The following is a 13,497-nucleotide window of genomic DNA, read 5'->3' as shown; positions in this document are numbered from 1 at the left end:
ATACCGACGCTACTGGCAATTAGCTTAATTGCCACAAACCGTCCCAACTGGTGGTATAAAGCGGCGAGCGGTGCGACGCGCGGCCAGCCCAGGCGGGCGCACTCCTACCAGCGGGCCGGGCCACTCCAGCCGCCGCCAGTTGCACCACTGCCCGGCCAAAGCGGCCGTTCAGTCGGTCGAGCGTGGCCATAAGCTGTGCCCGTTGGGGCGGGGCCGGCGCGGCGGCCGGCTCGAACAGGTTGAGCTGCGCCGCGCCGGGCCGCTCCAGCCCGCTTAGCAGCACGCCGACGCGGTGGTAGGCGGTGCCCGGCTGTCGCAGCCGCTCCAGCCCTTGCAGTGCGGCCCGCGTGAGGTGGCTGGTGTCGGCCGTGGCGGTGGGCAGGCTCACGCAGGCGGTGTGGGTGCTGGGGCCGCCGGTGGGCGCGTACTTATCGGTGCCGAGAATGACGGTGACCAAGTGCGCGCCCAGGCCGTGGCAGCGCAGCTTCTCGGCGGCCTTGGCGGCGAAGGTGGCCACGGCTTCGGCCAGCGCGGCGGGCGCGTGCTGCGGCCGGCCGAACGAGCGGGTGCACGTCACGCTGTGGCGGGCGGCTCCGCTGGTGGGCCGGGGCTCGCCGTCGTCGTCGCACTCGGCGGGGTTCCAGTCGAGGCAGGGCTGGCCGTGCAGCTCGCGCCACAGGCGCTGGCCCACCACGCCGCCCAGGTGGCGGCGCAGCCAGGCCTCGGGCAGGGCGGCCAGCTCCGCCCCGGTTGTAATGTTCATATCCAGCAGCTTGCGGGCGTAGCGCCGGCCCACGCCCCAGATGCTGTCAACCGGAGCTTCGGCCAAAGCGGCCTGCCAGCGGGCGGGGGTATCGAGTAGCAGCACGCCGCTGGTGCGGTGCTTGCGGGCCAGGCGGTTGGCCAGCTTGGCCAGGGTTTTGGTGGGCGCGATGCCCACGCAGGTTGGGATGCCGGTGTGCTGCCGCACCCGCCCCTTTACCTCGGCCCCGTAGGCCAGCAGGTCGGGCGCGAGCAGGTGCATGCCGCCGAAATCCAGAAAAGCCTCGTCGATGGAATACACCTCCACGCCGGCCGCAAAGCTGCCCAGCACTTGCACCACGCGCCGGCTCATGTCGCCATATAAGCCGTAGTTGGAAGAAAACACCTGCACGTCGTGCTCGGCCAGCCGGGGCCGGGCCAGGTGGTAGGGCTCGCCCATGGCAAAGCCCAGCGCCTTGGCTTCGTCGGAGCGCGAAATCAGGCAGCCGTCGTTGTTGCTGAGCACCACCACGGGCCGGCCTTCGAGGCGCGGGGCGAAAACCCGCTCGCAGGAAACGTAAAAATTATTGCAGTCGACGAGGGCGTACATCGGAACAAGGGAGCAGAAAGTTCGGGCTGGTCGAGGCCCGGCGGAAGTTCATCGATTGTGGCGGCAACCGCCGGCGGCCAACCAGCATCTTTAGGCGCGCATGTAGGTTAGCGAAATCGGGCTGAATGGCCGGTTCAGCAAATAGCTCACTTCATGCCAAATACCGGCGTACCACCCAGCGAATGAATCACATGCGTAACGACGCCCCACACCAGCAGCCCGGCTTCGGCACTCACCGGCAACGGCGGGTAGCGGCTATTTTCGGCCACCAGCCAGGGCTGGCCGGCCCGCAGCTGCAGGCGCTTGATGGTGTGCTCGCCCTCCACCACGGCCACCACGATGCTGCCATGCCCGGGTTGCAGCGCCCGGTCCACGGCCACCAAATCGCCGGGGTGGATGCCCGCCCCAGTCATCGAATCGCCGCTGACGCGGGCCAGAAACGTGGAGGCCGGGTTGCGAAACAGAAAGCGCGTGAGGTCGAATGCCGGGTCGAGGTGGTCGTCGGCCGGCGAAGGGAAGCCCGCCGGGATGAGGCAACCAAACAGCGGCACCTCGCGAGTGGGCAGGCAGGACGCCGAAATAAAATCATGAAGGGATGCAAGCATTGGACAGGCCGCGCGTCTATCAGCAGAAAGCGGGCTGCTATTTACTAACTAATTTAGTTAATTGTTTCTCTGCGGCTTGCTCAATCCGCCGGCACTGCCTTTGCGTACGTCAGCTATATTCACGGAATATTCCCGCGCTTCGGGTCGTATTACGCCACTATTCTTTGTAAATGCCTAAAAAATATTTCTACCAAAATTTTTAGTTTTACCACTCACAAAGTATCTTTGGGTATGTCAAACGTCAAGCTCCCTACGCCGCTGCCGTTGCAGCAATTTGCCCGTTGCGTGAACGACGCGCAACGTCCGGCCGACTACATTGGCGACTGGCCCGAAGCAGGCCGCGTGTACCCGGTGCGCGTGCTGCCGCACGTGCGCACCGGCCAGCCGCAGGTGCACGTGCTGGGCTTTTATGCCGAGCGGCCCTACGGCGCTTTCGCCGTCCATCGTTTCGAGTCCGTGGCCGACGTGTGGTTGAATTAACTCCTTATCTTTCAAATTAAAGCGGGCACTACCGCGTTGCTGCGCCCCACGATGCGGCAAAGAACAGCCCGGCCGGGTCGCCTTCGATAAACGGAGGCGGCCCGGCCGGGCTGTTTATTGTTTCGCCGACTTATAAATTGAACAGCGCCGCCGCGTTGCGGGTGGTGGCTTCAGCCACTTCGGCTTCGGGCCGGCCCAGCAGCGCGGCCACGCGGCGCAGCACCAGCGGCAGGTAGGCGGGCTCGTTGCGCTTGCCGCGGTGCGGCACGGGCGCGAGGTAGGGGCAGTCGGTTTCGAGCAGCAAGTGCTCCAGCCCGATGTCGGGCAGCACCTGGTCGGCTCCGCCATTTTTGAACGTAGCCACGCCGCCAATGCCCAGCATAAAGCCCAGCTTGATGACCTGTGCGGCCTCTTCGGGCGTGCCCGAAAAGCAGTGAAACACGCCGCGCAGCGTACCATCCTGGGCAGCTTCGACCAGGGCCAGGGTTTCGGCGAAGGCCTCGCGGGTGTGCAGCACAATGGGCAGGTTGTGCTTCTTGGCCAGGTTAAGCTGGATTGTGAGGGCCTCTTGCTGCTCGGCTAGCAGGGTTTTATCCCAGTGCAAATCGAGGCCGGCCTCGCCCACGGCGGCAAAGGGCCGGCGGTCGAGCCAGGTTTCGACTTCGTACAGCTGCTGCTCGAAGCCGCGCGTGACCGAACACGGGTGCAGGCCCATCATGGCGAAGCAGGTTTCGGGGGCTTCGGCTTCGAGTTCCAGCATGGCGTCGATGCTGCTGTGGTCGATGTTGGGCATCACGATGGTGCGCACGCCGGCTTCCTGGGCGCGGCGCAGGGCTTCGAGGCGGTCGGGCCGGAACTGTTCGGAATAAAGGTGGGCGTGCGAGTCGGTAATATGCATGGCGGGGTCGGGCGCAAAAGAAAGCGCCGCCAAAGGTCGGACGTATCCGGCATTTGGCGGCGCTTTCGGTGGGGGCGCGGGGGTTAGTTGTTGGGCCGGCCGGCATCTACCCAGGCCTGCAGGCGGGCAATGTCGCAGTCCGAGAGCTTGGCGCGGCCCTTGGGCATGGCATCGGCGCCGGGGTCGTGGCGCACGCTGCTCATCAGGTAAGCGGCCGATAAGCGCGTGAAGCTTTGGTAGGTGCTGTAATCGTTGCCGCCGCCCAGGGTTTGGTACACGCTGCTGCCGTGGCAGTCGAGGCAGTTTTTGGCCACGATGGGCGCAACCACGGCCGCGTAGGTGCTGGGCGTGGGGTCGTTGCAGGGGTTGGCCGGGGCGGGGGCCGCTTTTTTGCTGCATCCCAGGCCGGCCAGCCCGGCCGCCAGAAGCCCCACTCCTGCCGCACAGCGGGCGTTTTTTCGGAAGATTTTACCCATGAGCTGGCCGGCTACACGCCAAAATTGTACACGGCCTTCAGGTACAGAAACGCCCCATTGTAGCCCATTTGCACCGGCGCGTACGGGTACACGTCGCGGTTCGAGGGAAAGGGCGAGGCGTAGCCGAAGCGGTTCTGGAAGTATTGCTCAAACAGCGCCCGGCTGGCAAAGCCGCCCGGGGCCTGGCCGTTGGTGGCGGCTTCGTCGAGGGTGTTGGGCTTCACGTTGAGCAGGTTCTGGGCACCCAGCGTCAGGCCCAGGGCCTTGGTGGCTTGGAAGCTGACGAGCAAATCCGTCACCACGCGCGGCTTGAACACCAGCAGGTAGCCGCCGAAATCGTACACCGTGGGGTCGGGGGCCGCGTCGTAGTAGCTCACCTCGCCAAAGTAGGTGTTGCGCAGCCCCACGCCCAGCTTGCCCTGCGTGTAGTTCAGATTGAGCAGGATTTTGCTGGCCGGAATGCCGGTTTCGATGAGCGACAGCTGGCGCGGGTCGATGTAGTTGGTGGTGGGGTTGTCGTCTTCCTGCAGGTTGCGGAAGATGGTGGGCACGTTCTGGCGCCGCGTAATGGTGCGGGTGAGGTTGGCAGCAGCGCTGGCCGTGAACTGGCCGCGGCCCAGCGCGTGGCGGTAGCTGGCCACCACGTCGAGGCCGGTGGTGCGGGTGTCGAGGTCATTGGTGAAGAAGCGGGCCTGGCTCACGCGGTTGTTGGCCAGCGTTTGGGCAAACGCCGGGCTGATGCCCGAACCCGGCCGCAGCAGGCCCGAGAGCGTGATGCGGTTATCGATGTCAATCAAATAGCCGTCGACGGTGAGCGAGAAAGCCGGCGCGGGCGTCAGCACGAGGCCGGCGCTGTAGCTGCGCGAGGTTTCGGGCGTGAGGGCGGGCACCTGGGCCGCCTTGGTCAGCTCGTCCTGGTTGTTGAAAATGCCGGAGTATACCACCCCGCTCGCGCCCGGCGTCTGGGTAATCTGGCGATAGAGCACCTGCTGCAGCGACGGCGCCCGGAAGCCCGTGTTGAAAGCCCCGCGCAGGGCCAGAAACTTGGTGGCCTGCACGCGGGTCGTGGCCTTGTATATAAAGGCCGAGCCGAAGGTGGAGTAGTTCTCATAGCGCAGCGCACCGCTCACGCTCCAGCGCTTGGTCACGTCGGCTTCCACGTCGAGAAAAGCGCCCACGTTGGTGCGGCTGCCCACCACGGCCGAGGCGGCCCCGAAGCCGCTGAAGCCCTGCGCGCCCTGCTGCGCGCCCGGCTTGCCCTCGTCATACTCGCCCTCGGCCCGCTCGTCGCCGCGCATAATCTGGTAGCGGTCGGCCCGGAACTCGCCGCCGAAGGCCACGTTGGTACCCGCCAGCACTTTATCGAAGAAGCGGTTGACGGTGGCGTTGCTCACATTCTGCAAAAACGAGAACCCGCCCGCATTATCAAACACCGTGGGCGACGACGCCCCCAGCGAGGAATTCACGGTGTTGTTCAGGTCGTAGGTCATCCGGTTGTAGCCGGTGGTGTTGCTCAAGTCCAGCGTCCAGTGGTTGGGGCCGCTGCGGCCCAGCACCGCGCCCACCGTGGCCGCGCCGTCGTTGATGCGCGTGTTGACCTCGGGCTGGTAGCCGTACGGAAACAGGTTGTCGACGATGTCGGCCGCCTGCCGGGCGGGCAGCACCCACGCGGTCGAGGCCTGGCCCCGCCGGAAAGCGTAGCTGCCGAAAGCGTAGAACGCCAGCGCGTCCGTCGCCTCCACGCGGGCATTCAGCAGGCCGCGCACGTTGCGCACGCGGGCGTCGCCGTTGTGCTGCTCGTAGTCGGCGTAGGTGCGGCCGGCGGCCGTCAGGGCGGCCTGCTCGCGGGCGGGGTCGTTGGCCACGAATACCGGCGTCACGAGCGGGTTGCGGGCGTAGCCGCGGGTGGTGCGGCCGCGGTAGTCGGCGTCGGCCGTCAGGTTCAGGAAGCCCTTCTGGCCCAGCCGGAAGCCTTTGTTCACGCCCAGCAGGGTGGCCAGGCCGTCGCCCTCGCTGGTCAGGCCCGTGTTCAGCAGCACGCTGCCGGCGCGGTTGTCGCTTTTCAGGCGAATGTTCATCACGCCCGCAATAGCATCGGAGCCGTACTGGGCCGCCGCGCCGTCGCGCAGCACTTCCACCCGCTCCACGCCCAGGCTCGAGAGCGTGTTCAAATCGGTGCCCACGCTGCCCAGACCGATGTTGCTCAGCAGGTTCACCAGAGCCGTGGTGTGGCGGCGCTTGCCGTTCACAAGCACCAGCAGCTGGTCGGTGCCCAGGCCGCGCAAGCTGGCCGGGTCCACATGGTCGGAGCCGCCTGCGCCGCTCTGCCGCGTCGAGTTGAAGGCCGGCACCGTGTATTGCAGCAGCTGCGTAAGGTCGGTTTGGGGCGCGCGCGGCAGTAGCGTGGCCACGTCCACTACGTCTACCGGTACCGCCGATTCGAGGGCCGTGCGGTCGTCGCGGCGCGTACCTACTTCTACCGTGGCCTGGTTTAGCACCAGCGCCAGGTCGGTAGGCTCGTCGGCCTTCAGGTATACGTTGGTGATGTTCTGGGGCCGGAAACCCGGCTGCTGCACCTGCACAATGTAGGGGCCGCCCGCCACCAGCCCGGTAAACACGAACCGGCCGTTGGCATCCGTGGTGGCGGTGCGGCGCGTGCCCGTGGGCAGGTAGTAAACCGTGGCGATGGCACCAACCTGCGCCACGCCTGGCCCGCCGCTATTGGCCGAGGTTATCTGGCCGGTCAGCGTCACGGGGGCCGCGGTCCCGGCGGGTGCCGCAGTGGTTTCGGTGGTTTGGGCACTGGCCCTCCCTGGCAGCAGAGCACCGCCCAGAGCAGTCACAAAAAAGGGGAAATACCAAGTAAAATACCGCATAGAAGAAACAAGGGTGGAATGATTTGAGACAGGCTTAAGTAAAAGCTGTAAAAAAGGTTTCGCTAAAAAAACCAGATTTCTGACTACAGGTATAATACAAGTTCTGAATGTGTTAATTTTATTAGCATTGATATAATTTTTTCCTTTTATTGGAAATTTTTGCCCCAACGCTATTTAAATAATCGTGCTGATTATTAACGATTATAGAAAAATACCCTAAATATTTATCCCAATTTTGGAATAAAAAATTTAAATTCTCCTGTCAACTTTTTTCTCTACAATCAGTTTACAGCCCCACAATCAATCTTTTTTTATTCCATTTTTCATGAACAAGTCCTACGCATTCCTGGCCCTGCTTTCGTTCACTACCGTTCTGGGTTCGTGCAGCAAAGACGACAGTACCCCCACTGCTACCGCCACCGTTACCAACCTTACGGCCACCGTGAACGGCGCGCAGCAGGTACCAGCCAACAATTCGGCAGCTACGGGCACCTTCACCGGCACCTACGACAGCAACAACAAGCAACTCGCCTACACCGTCACCTTTCAGGGCATGACGGCTACCAGCGCCCACATTCACACCGGCGCGCCCGGGGTTTCCGGGGCGGTAGCCATTCCGTTTGCCAGTGTCACCTCGCCCATCACGGGCACGGTTACGCTCACCGCCGACCAGGCTACCCAACTGCTTAATAACGGGATGTATGTTAACATCCACTCGAATACTTATGCCAACGGCGAAATCCGCGGCGACATTAAAAAGAAGTAGCCCGGATTAGGCCGGCAGTTTTGCTGGTTCTCAACCCCACCCCTTTCGGAAAAGCCCCGCCTCGCTTGTAGTAGTGCCGGCAGCTTTTGCGGAAGGGGTTTTTCGGCTACTTACATAGCCGAGTAGCCGCACCAACGCCGGTTATTCGTAGCGCCGCCCCTTCCACACCACCGCCCCGCCGAATAGCTGAAAAAAGCCGATAGCTGCCGTGAGCGCCAGCGTGTAGCCCTCGAACAGCGGCAGCAGGGCCCAGCGCAGCCGCAGCCCGGCCCGGCGGTGCGCGAAATGGGCCAGCAGGCCCTGCACCAGCATTTTTGCGGCCCACACACCCAGCGCCAGCCCCGCGCCGCCCGCCCAGGCCACGCCCGCCAGCGCCGGCCAGAAACCACTAAAAAACAGCAGCTCCAGCCGCAGGCGTAGCGGTAGCCCGGCCACCCCGCGCAGCCAGCGCTGCCGCTGCCGCAGCAGCGCTGCCCAGCTGGGCATGGGCAGCGAGTCGGCCCGAATTTCAGCCTGAAATACTTGCCGGAAGCCAAACCCCGCCGCCAGCACGGCCTGAAACAGGGCAAAATCCTCGGTCACGGAAAAGGTCAGCGCTTCGTATCCTCCCGTGGCTTTGTAGGCGGCGCGGGTTACGAGCATGTTGTTGCCCATGGCCGTCACGGGTCGGCCCAGGTCGCTCACCACCTGCACCAGGCTGAGCGATAAAAGCCAGTCGAGGCCCTGCAACTGATGAAACAGCCGCGGCCCGCGCACCGCCGTAATGCCCGTGACCGTGCCCACGCCCGGCCCGGCGTGCGCCAACAAACCTGTTATCCAGGAAGTTGGCAGGCTGATGTCGGCATCGGTGATAAAGAAATAATCGGTGGTTGCGCACCGCGTGAGGTGGGCCAGTACGTTGGCCTTGCCCCGCGCCTGCCCCAACGTATCGAGAATGGGAATAACCCGAAAATAGCCCGCAAAACCCTGCATCGCGGCTTCAGCAGCAGCAGCAGTGCCATCGGTGCTGCCGTCGTCGCCCACCAGAATTTCCAGCAATTCGGCGGGATAATCGAGGGCGCGCAGGCTGGCCAGGCAGCGCGGCAGCGCAGCAGCTTCGTCGCGGGCCGCGATAAGGATGCTTACGCAGGGAAGCGGTGCGGGCAACGAGCCGGGCGCGGCAGCCCCGCGCCTAGCCGCGAAGCGCCAGGCCGTGAATGCCATGCCCAGCAGCCACAGCGCCAGATACCCCAACAAAATATTCAGCAGCCAGCTCATAGCGTGGCGAAGGCAAAGCCCTGCGCCGCCAGGTGCGCCAGCAGGCGCGGCAGCACGTAGCGCAGCCGCGGGCCGGCCTTGCGGCTGTCGTGAAACACCACCACGTCGCCGGCCCGCACGGCTTCCAGCGCAAAGCGCAGGCAGTCTTCGGGACGCAGGGCGGGGTCGTAGTCGCGCGTGAGCACCGACCACATCACCACCCGGAAATCCGTTTGCAGTGCTGGTAGCAGCGGCCACGTAAGGCGGCCGTAGGGCGGGCGGAACAGGGGAAGCAAAGCGCGGGAAGCAGGCTCCGGCGTGGTCTTCAACAGTTCCTGAACATGCGTCTGGCATTCGGCCGCATCTTCCAGATAAGTGGCGCGGGGCGTGGCCCAGGCACTGCGGTGCCGGTGCGTATGGTTGCCGAGGCGGTGGCCGGCGGCCAGGGCGGCGCGGGCAATTTCGGGGTAGCGGGCCAGGTTTTCGCCCACGCAGAAGAAGGTGGCCTTGGCCTGAAATTCGGCTAGCTGCGCCAGCACCCAGGGCGTTTCGTCGGGCACGGGACCGTCATCGAAGGTGAGGTACACCACGGGCTGGCCGGCGGGCGTGGCGGCGGGGCCGGTCCACTCGCAGCCGGGCAGCAGGGCGTGCAGCAGGCGGGGCGGGCGGGTGAGCAGGGCCGCATCGAGCCGGGCACGCATGGGCATCAGGAGCGCACTATGCGCATAACGGGCACCTGGGTATTGGGGCGCGGACCCAGCACGGCGGCCAGCGCTTCGAGAAAAGCCTCGGCGGTGCCGGGGCGGCCGCCGGCGGGGCCGCGTCCAAGCTGGCGGTGCGTGTCGCCGGACCATTCGGCTACCACGGTGGGCGTACCGGCGGGGCCGCTTAGGCCCAGCGCGGCTTCCAGCGTGAAGTAGCGGGGGCGCGTTTCTTCGGCTTCGTTTTCGGCCGGCTCCTCGTCTTCTTCATACACCAGGGCCGAAAAATGGACTTCCATCGTGGCCTGCGGGGCCGGTAATTGCAGCAGGGCGGTGGTGCGGCCGGCTACTTCGTGCCAGGTCAGGCGCAGGCCCTTGGAAGGCACGCGGTCGACGGGGGCCACGTTTTCGGCGGCTTTGTCCCACACGTACAGCAGCAGCTCGCGGGCCAGGTAGGGGTCGGCCAGCTCGCGGCGCACCGCCACCGGGCGGCGCCAGGCCAGCTGCGGCAGCAGCACATGGGCAAAGTTGTAGGGGTGCTGACGGGCCATGCCGCAAAAGTACGGCCGGAGCGGGGGAATCGAGGGCTAAAAAGAGAAACGAAATTGATGAAATCAACAGCGTATGCTTCGCCACCGGCACCGTAAATTGTCTTGGTCAGAACCGACGAGCAACCGCAGACCGGCGCTTAACTTGCTGTCGGCAGCGTCTCAACTTCCTCGCTCCAGTAGTTTATTCATGCCTAAAATCCTTGTCGTTGCAGTGCTTTTGTTTGGTAGCTCGTCGGCAATGGCACAATCTGTGGCGCGGCCGGGCAGCGAGACGCTACGAGCCGAAAACCGGTATTACACTCAGTCAATTCTCCCGCAGATGCGGGCCACTCGCCGCCAGTTGGAGCCGTACTTATCGGCCGCTGATAAGCAGCAGCTGACCAATTATTGGGCGCAAATGCGCCGCATTGCCACGATTTCCCGGCCGCAGTATCGTCCCCTCGTCCCTACTCCTGGGTCGGGCCTGATTCAGGAACGGGAACAGCGGCTGCGCGAGGGGGCATTGCTAACCAAGCAACTAGAACCACTATTGGTCCGATACGACCAGCCCATTCAGCAGCTTCTTCGGGAGTTGCAGCCGCAGCGGCGACGCTGGGAAGTCGCGCTGCGCGCGCTGCATCAGCCAGCCACGCAGGCCCCGACCCGCAGCCCCGTCCTGAATGCTGACGGCACGCTGCTACTCGAACAGCTGCTGTCGCCTTTTGGCTTGCTGACGCTGAATCCGGACGAACCGGCCAGCGGCGCAAGCGGCTCCAAGCACAACTAGTGTAGCGGCTGCTCACTAGGGCAAGCACTTTTTTGTGTTTTCCAACGGCAGGAATCAGCGTTGGTTCATTGCCTTTTCCAGCGCCTCCCACAACACCTCGGCACTGCGCGCCCACGAAAAGCGGCTCAGGTTCTCGTAGCCCTGGGCCACCAGCTGTTGCCGGAGCGCAGGCTCGTGCCAGAGGCGGGTGAGGCCGGCCGCGATGCTGCCCACGTCAAGCGGGTCGGCCAGGAGCGCGCCGCCGGGGCCGGCCACTTCGGGCATCGAGCTGACGTTGCTGGTGAGCACCGGGCAGCCGCTGGCTTGCGCTTCCACGATGGGAATGCCAAAGCCTTCGAAATAAGGCACGTATACCGTAGCCAGCGCAGCCGTATAGAGGCCAGCCAGCTCGTCGTCGGCTACGCGGCCAGTGAAGTGCACAGCGCTTTGGTGGCGCATCTGCTGGTAGGCGTCGAGGATGGGGCCGGCTTTCCAGGCCTTGCGGCCCACGATGAGCAGCTGGGCCTCGGCCGCGCCGGCGGTGGCTTTGAACTGGTCGAAGGCCCGCAGCAGATGCGCCAGATTCTTGCGCGGCTGCAGGGCCCCTACGAACAGAAAATACGGCTGGCCTTGGCTGAACCGCTGGTGGATTTCGGCCTGCGCCGCCTCGGGCAGGGGCCGGAACCAGTCGGCCGGCGCGTTGTAAGCCACGCTGATTTTGGTGGGTGCGATGCCGTAAGTCTGCACGATATCGGCCCTGGTGGCTTCCGACACGGCCACGAGCTGCGCCGAAGCGCGGGCAAAGCGCGGTGTGAAAAACTGGTAGTACCGGCGGGTCAGCAGGTCCACATCGAGCGGAAAATGCTCGAAGGCTAGGTCGTGCAGCACCGTCACGCGGGGCACGCGGGTGTTCAGGGTCGTAAAGCCGTCGGGGCTGAGGAAGGCGGCCGGCCGGTGCCGGGCCAGCCACAGCGCCACCGCCCCCTCAAACCAGGCCACGTACAGCAGCGGGTGCCGCGCCGGGGGGCTCAGCACGTGCGGCACCACATTGGGGCCCAGCAGGTAGCGCGCATCATACGCCCGGTCGAACAGAAAATGGAACGTCACCGCCGGGTGCTGGGCTACCAAATGGCGCAGCGTTTCGAAGGTGAAGCGGCCAATGCCTTCGAGGTGCCCGCCTGGCAGCAGGAAACGGGTGTTGACGGCGACGTGTAGGGGGAGTGACTGGGGCATCATTGAACGTCATGCTGAGCGCAGCGAAGCATCTCGCGTGCTTCCACTAACTTTAATCGATTGAGTTACTACTGCACGCGAGATGCTTCGGCTGCGCTCAGCATGACGCTCTTTCCTGCTTTTGTTTACCCCCTCCCCGGCCGTAGCTGCGCAATTTCGCTGCGCCGCACCAGGCCCGTGCCCAGCACAATCAGCCCAAACACCACGGCCATCAGGCCGCCTTCCAACCACCAGCTCAGGCGCAGGCCGTACTGCAGCATGAACCACGCCCCGCACAGCAGCCCAAACGCCAGCAGCAGCCGGGCTAGCAGGCGGCCCGGCACGCCCACGCCGGTGCGCCGCGCCACCAGCACCAGGTAGCCCACCGACACGGCCGCCGCGCACACCAGCGTATCGACCGAAGCCGCCACCGCTCCGAATTTCGGGAGAAAAATCAGGTTCAGGCCAATGTTGAGGGCAATGCTGAGGGCCACCAGCCAGCTTACGGCGCGCTCGTGGGTGGTGCTGGTGAGCAGCGTGCTGTAGATGGCGAAAAAGGCGTGCACCAGCACGTTCACGAACAATATCTTCAAACACAGCGTCATGCGGGCCACCTCGGCCGGGCTGCTGTGCTTGAACTGCCAGAACACGACCTCGCCCCGAAACAGAACGAAGGCCACCACGAACAGCAGCGGCAGCGTGACGATGCGCTGCCCAAACCGCAGCAGCTCGCGCTGGGCCCCGGCATCCTTCGGCACGCTGGCAAACTTGGCGAAGAACAGCGGCAGCACCGTCCAGGCGTACATCATCACGGCATCGACCCAGCGGTAGGCCCCGGCGTAATAGCCGGCCTCGGTGGGCGAGGCCAGGCGTTCCAGCATCACCATGTCGATGCGTTCGTTCACGCCATAGAGCAGTGTCATCAGCGCAAACGGCAGGCTGGCGCGCAGGGCGGTGCGGGCCACCGGCCCGCGCCAGCGGTAGCGAATGCGGCCAAAAAACCGCGTCATCAGCCCGTAGGTGAGCACCGTGGTAAAGGCCGCCGCGCCCAGCCGCGCGCCCACGTAGTTGGGCAGCGTGAGGCCCAGCGGCAGCAGCACCAGCACGGCCCCAAGCAGCACAAATTTCTCGACCACCGAGAGCACGGCGTCGGTGTTGAATTTCTGGTGGGCCTGCAAGGTGCCGCGCAGAAACTGCCCGTACTGGGCAAGCAGCAGGGCCGCACCCACCGCGCCCAGCAGCAACAGCTCGGGGCCGCGGTAGCCCAGCCCCCACCCCACCAGCAGCATGGCGGCCAGGGCCACAAAGTTGAGGGCCCCGCGCAGGGGCAGCAGCGTGGGAAAGGTTTCGGCCAGAAAGCTGGGCTCGGCGGCCACGCGCTGCACAGCGTAGGGCGTGAGGCCGAGGTCGGACAACGCGGCCACCACCAGCGTGAGCGCCGACAGGGCCGTGACCAGCCCAAACGTGGCGTGCCCGAGCCGGTCCTGCACCAGGTTTTCGACCACCACCCAGCCGGGTTTCACCAGCAGGTTGAGCAGGACGACGAAGCTGATATTGCCGAAAAAGCGTTTGATGGGAGCGGAAAAGCTAAATCTGAACA

The 13,497-nt window shown here is 64.8% G+C and carries 13 protein-coding genes; 3 read left to right on the top strand and 10 right to left on the bottom strand.

The features are described 5' to 3' along the window. Window positions 1–19: 19 nt before the first annotated feature. Both MON38_RS05700 and MON38_RS05695 read right to left on the bottom strand, forming a co-directional pair. Window positions 20–1,351, bottom strand: a complete 1,332-nt coding sequence (locus MON38_RS05700) for a Y-family DNA polymerase (RefSeq protein ID WP_241935189.1) — start codon at window positions 1,349–1,351, stop codon at window positions 20–22. Window positions 1,352–1,497: 146 nt separating this feature from the next. Next, window positions 1,498–1,956 (bottom strand): LexA family protein, encoded by a 459-nt coding sequence (locus MON38_RS05695; protein ID WP_241935188.1) that lies wholly within the window; start codon window positions 1,954–1,956, stop codon window positions 1,498–1,500. Window positions 1,957–2,187: 231 nt separating this feature from the next. Here MON38_RS05695 and MON38_RS05690 point away from each other — a divergent pair, with 231 nt between their 5' ends. Further along, window positions 2,188–2,436 carry a hypothetical protein gene (locus tag MON38_RS05690; protein ID WP_241935187.1) on the top strand — a complete coding sequence of 83 codons (249 nt, stop codon included), beginning with the start codon at window positions 2,188–2,190 and terminating at the stop codon, window positions 2,434–2,436. Window positions 2,437–2,566: 130 nt separating this feature from the next. Here MON38_RS05690 and MON38_RS05685 read toward each other — a convergent pair whose 3' ends face one another. The 3 genes from MON38_RS05685 to MON38_RS05675 all read right to left on the bottom strand — a co-directional run bounded on the left by MON38_RS05685 (window position 2,567) and on the right by MON38_RS05675 (window position 6,686). After that, a complete protein-coding gene (locus tag MON38_RS05685) occupies window positions 2,567–3,334 on the bottom strand; it encodes a TatD family hydrolase (protein ID WP_241935186.1) in 768 nt (255 codons plus the stop codon). 83 nt (window positions 3,335–3,417) lie between these two features. Continuing rightward, window positions 3,418–3,810: a c-type cytochrome gene (locus MON38_RS05680; RefSeq protein WP_241935185.1), complete on the bottom strand. Its 393-nt coding sequence runs from the start codon at window positions 3,808–3,810 to the stop codon at window positions 3,418–3,420. A gap of 11 nt (window positions 3,811–3,821) precedes the next feature. Next, window positions 3,822–6,686 (bottom strand): TonB-dependent receptor, encoded by a 2,865-nt coding sequence (locus tag MON38_RS05675; protein WP_241935184.1) that lies wholly within the window; start codon window positions 6,684–6,686, stop codon window positions 3,822–3,824. 325 nt (window positions 6,687–7,011) lie between these two features. On the opposite strand from MON38_RS05675, the gene MON38_RS05670 reads away from it, so the two are divergent. Next, entirely contained in the window at window positions 7,012–7,452 is a 441-nt protein-coding gene (locus MON38_RS05670; protein WP_241935183.1) for a CHRD domain-containing protein, read from the top strand. 141 nt (window positions 7,453–7,593) lie between these two features. Here MON38_RS05670 and MON38_RS05665 read toward each other — a convergent pair whose 3' ends face one another. The 3 genes from MON38_RS05665 to MON38_RS05655 are packed head-to-tail and all read right to left on the bottom strand — an operon-like array spanning window position 7,594 to window position 9,940. Continuing rightward, window positions 7,594–8,709 carry a glycosyltransferase gene (locus MON38_RS05665; protein WP_241935182.1) on the bottom strand — a complete coding sequence of 372 codons (1,116 nt, stop codon included), beginning with the start codon at window positions 8,707–8,709 and terminating at the stop codon, window positions 7,594–7,596. After that, window positions 8,706–9,395 carry a polysaccharide deacetylase family protein gene (locus MON38_RS05660; RefSeq protein ID WP_241935181.1) on the bottom strand — a complete coding sequence of 230 codons (690 nt, stop codon included), beginning with the start codon at window positions 9,393–9,395 and terminating at the stop codon, window positions 8,706–8,708. Before MON38_RS05660 ends, MON38_RS05665 begins: the two co-directional genes overlap by 4 nt. Next, window positions 9,395–9,940 carry a hypothetical protein gene (locus MON38_RS05655; protein ID WP_241935180.1) on the bottom strand — a complete coding sequence of 182 codons (546 nt, stop codon included), beginning with the start codon at window positions 9,938–9,940 and terminating at the stop codon, window positions 9,395–9,397. Before MON38_RS05655 ends, MON38_RS05660 begins: the two co-directional genes overlap by 1 nt. A gap of 187 nt (window positions 9,941–10,127) precedes the next feature. Here MON38_RS05655 and MON38_RS05650 point away from each other — a divergent pair, with 187 nt between their 5' ends. Continuing rightward, window positions 10,128–10,706, top strand: coding sequence for a hypothetical protein (locus MON38_RS05650; RefSeq protein ID WP_241935179.1), 579 nt, complete (start codon window positions 10,128–10,130; stop codon window positions 10,704–10,706). 54 nt (window positions 10,707–10,760) lie between these two features. Here MON38_RS05650 and MON38_RS05645 read toward each other — a convergent pair whose 3' ends face one another. Both MON38_RS05645 and MON38_RS05640 read right to left on the bottom strand, forming a co-directional pair. Then, entirely contained in the window at window positions 10,761–11,918 is a 1,158-nt protein-coding gene (locus tag MON38_RS05645; RefSeq protein ID WP_241935178.1) for a glycosyltransferase family 4 protein, read from the bottom strand. Between the two features lie 125 nt (window positions 11,919–12,043). Then, the gene (locus MON38_RS05640) at window positions 12,044–13,450 is read right to left on the bottom strand and encodes an oligosaccharide flippase family protein (RefSeq protein WP_338423761.1); all 1,407 of its coding nucleotides are present in this window, start codon (window positions 13,448–13,450) and stop codon (window positions 12,044–12,046) included. Window positions 13,451–13,497 lie beyond the last annotated feature (47 nt).

The sequence above is a fragment of the Hymenobacter cyanobacteriorum genome, assembly GCF_022631375.1.
In the GTDB taxonomy this organism is placed as follows: domain Bacteria; phylum Bacteroidota; class Bacteroidia; order Cytophagales; family Hymenobacteraceae; genus Hymenobacter; species Hymenobacter cyanobacteriorum.
The sequence above is the reverse complement of the archived record's forward strand: the minus strand, read 5'-3'. Positions and strand labels throughout refer to the sequence as shown.

What these genes read in the sequence shown, in the direction of transcription:
- MON38_RS05655 (WP_241935180.1), bottom strand. Translation starts at nt 9,940, where the DNA reads ATGGCCCGTCAGCACCCCTACAACTTTGCCCATGTGCTGCTGCCGCAG.
- MON38_RS05675 (WP_241935184.1), bottom strand. Translation starts at nt 6,686, where the DNA reads ATGCGGTATTTTACTTGGTATTTCCCCTTTTTTGTGACTGCTCTGGGC.
- MON38_RS05665 (WP_241935182.1), bottom strand. Translation starts at nt 8,709, where the DNA reads ATGAGCTGGCTGCTGAATATTTTGTTGGGGTATCTGGCGCTGTGGCTG.
- MON38_RS05680 (WP_241935185.1), bottom strand. Translation starts at nt 3,810, where the DNA reads ATGGGTAAAATCTTCCGAAAAAACGCCCGCTGTGCGGCAGGAGTGGGG.
- MON38_RS05660 (WP_241935181.1), bottom strand. Translation starts at nt 9,395, where the DNA reads ATGCCCATGCGTGCCCGGCTCGATGCGGCCCTGCTCACCCGCCCGCCC.
- MON38_RS05700 (WP_241935189.1), bottom strand. Translation starts at nt 1,351, where the DNA reads ATGTACGCCCTCGTCGACTGCAATAATTTTTACGTTTCCTGCGAGCGG.
- MON38_RS05690 (WP_241935187.1), top strand. Translation starts at nt 2,188, where the DNA reads ATGTCAAACGTCAAGCTCCCTACGCCGCTGCCGTTGCAGCAATTTGCC.
- MON38_RS05670 (WP_241935183.1), top strand. Translation starts at nt 7,012, where the DNA reads ATGAACAAGTCCTACGCATTCCTGGCCCTGCTTTCGTTCACTACCGTT.
- MON38_RS05695 (WP_241935188.1), bottom strand. Translation starts at nt 1,956, where the DNA reads ATGCTTGCATCCCTTCATGATTTTATTTCGGCGTCCTGCCTGCCCACT.
- MON38_RS05685 (WP_241935186.1), bottom strand. Translation starts at nt 3,334, where the DNA reads ATGCATATTACCGACTCGCACGCCCACCTTTATTCCGAACAGTTCCGG.
- MON38_RS05645 (WP_241935178.1), bottom strand. Translation starts at nt 11,918, where the DNA reads ATGCCCCAGTCACTCCCCCTACACGTCGCCGTCAACACCCGTTTCCTG.
- MON38_RS05650 (WP_241935179.1), top strand. Translation starts at nt 10,128, where the DNA reads ATGCCTAAAATCCTTGTCGTTGCAGTGCTTTTGTTTGGTAGCTCGTCG.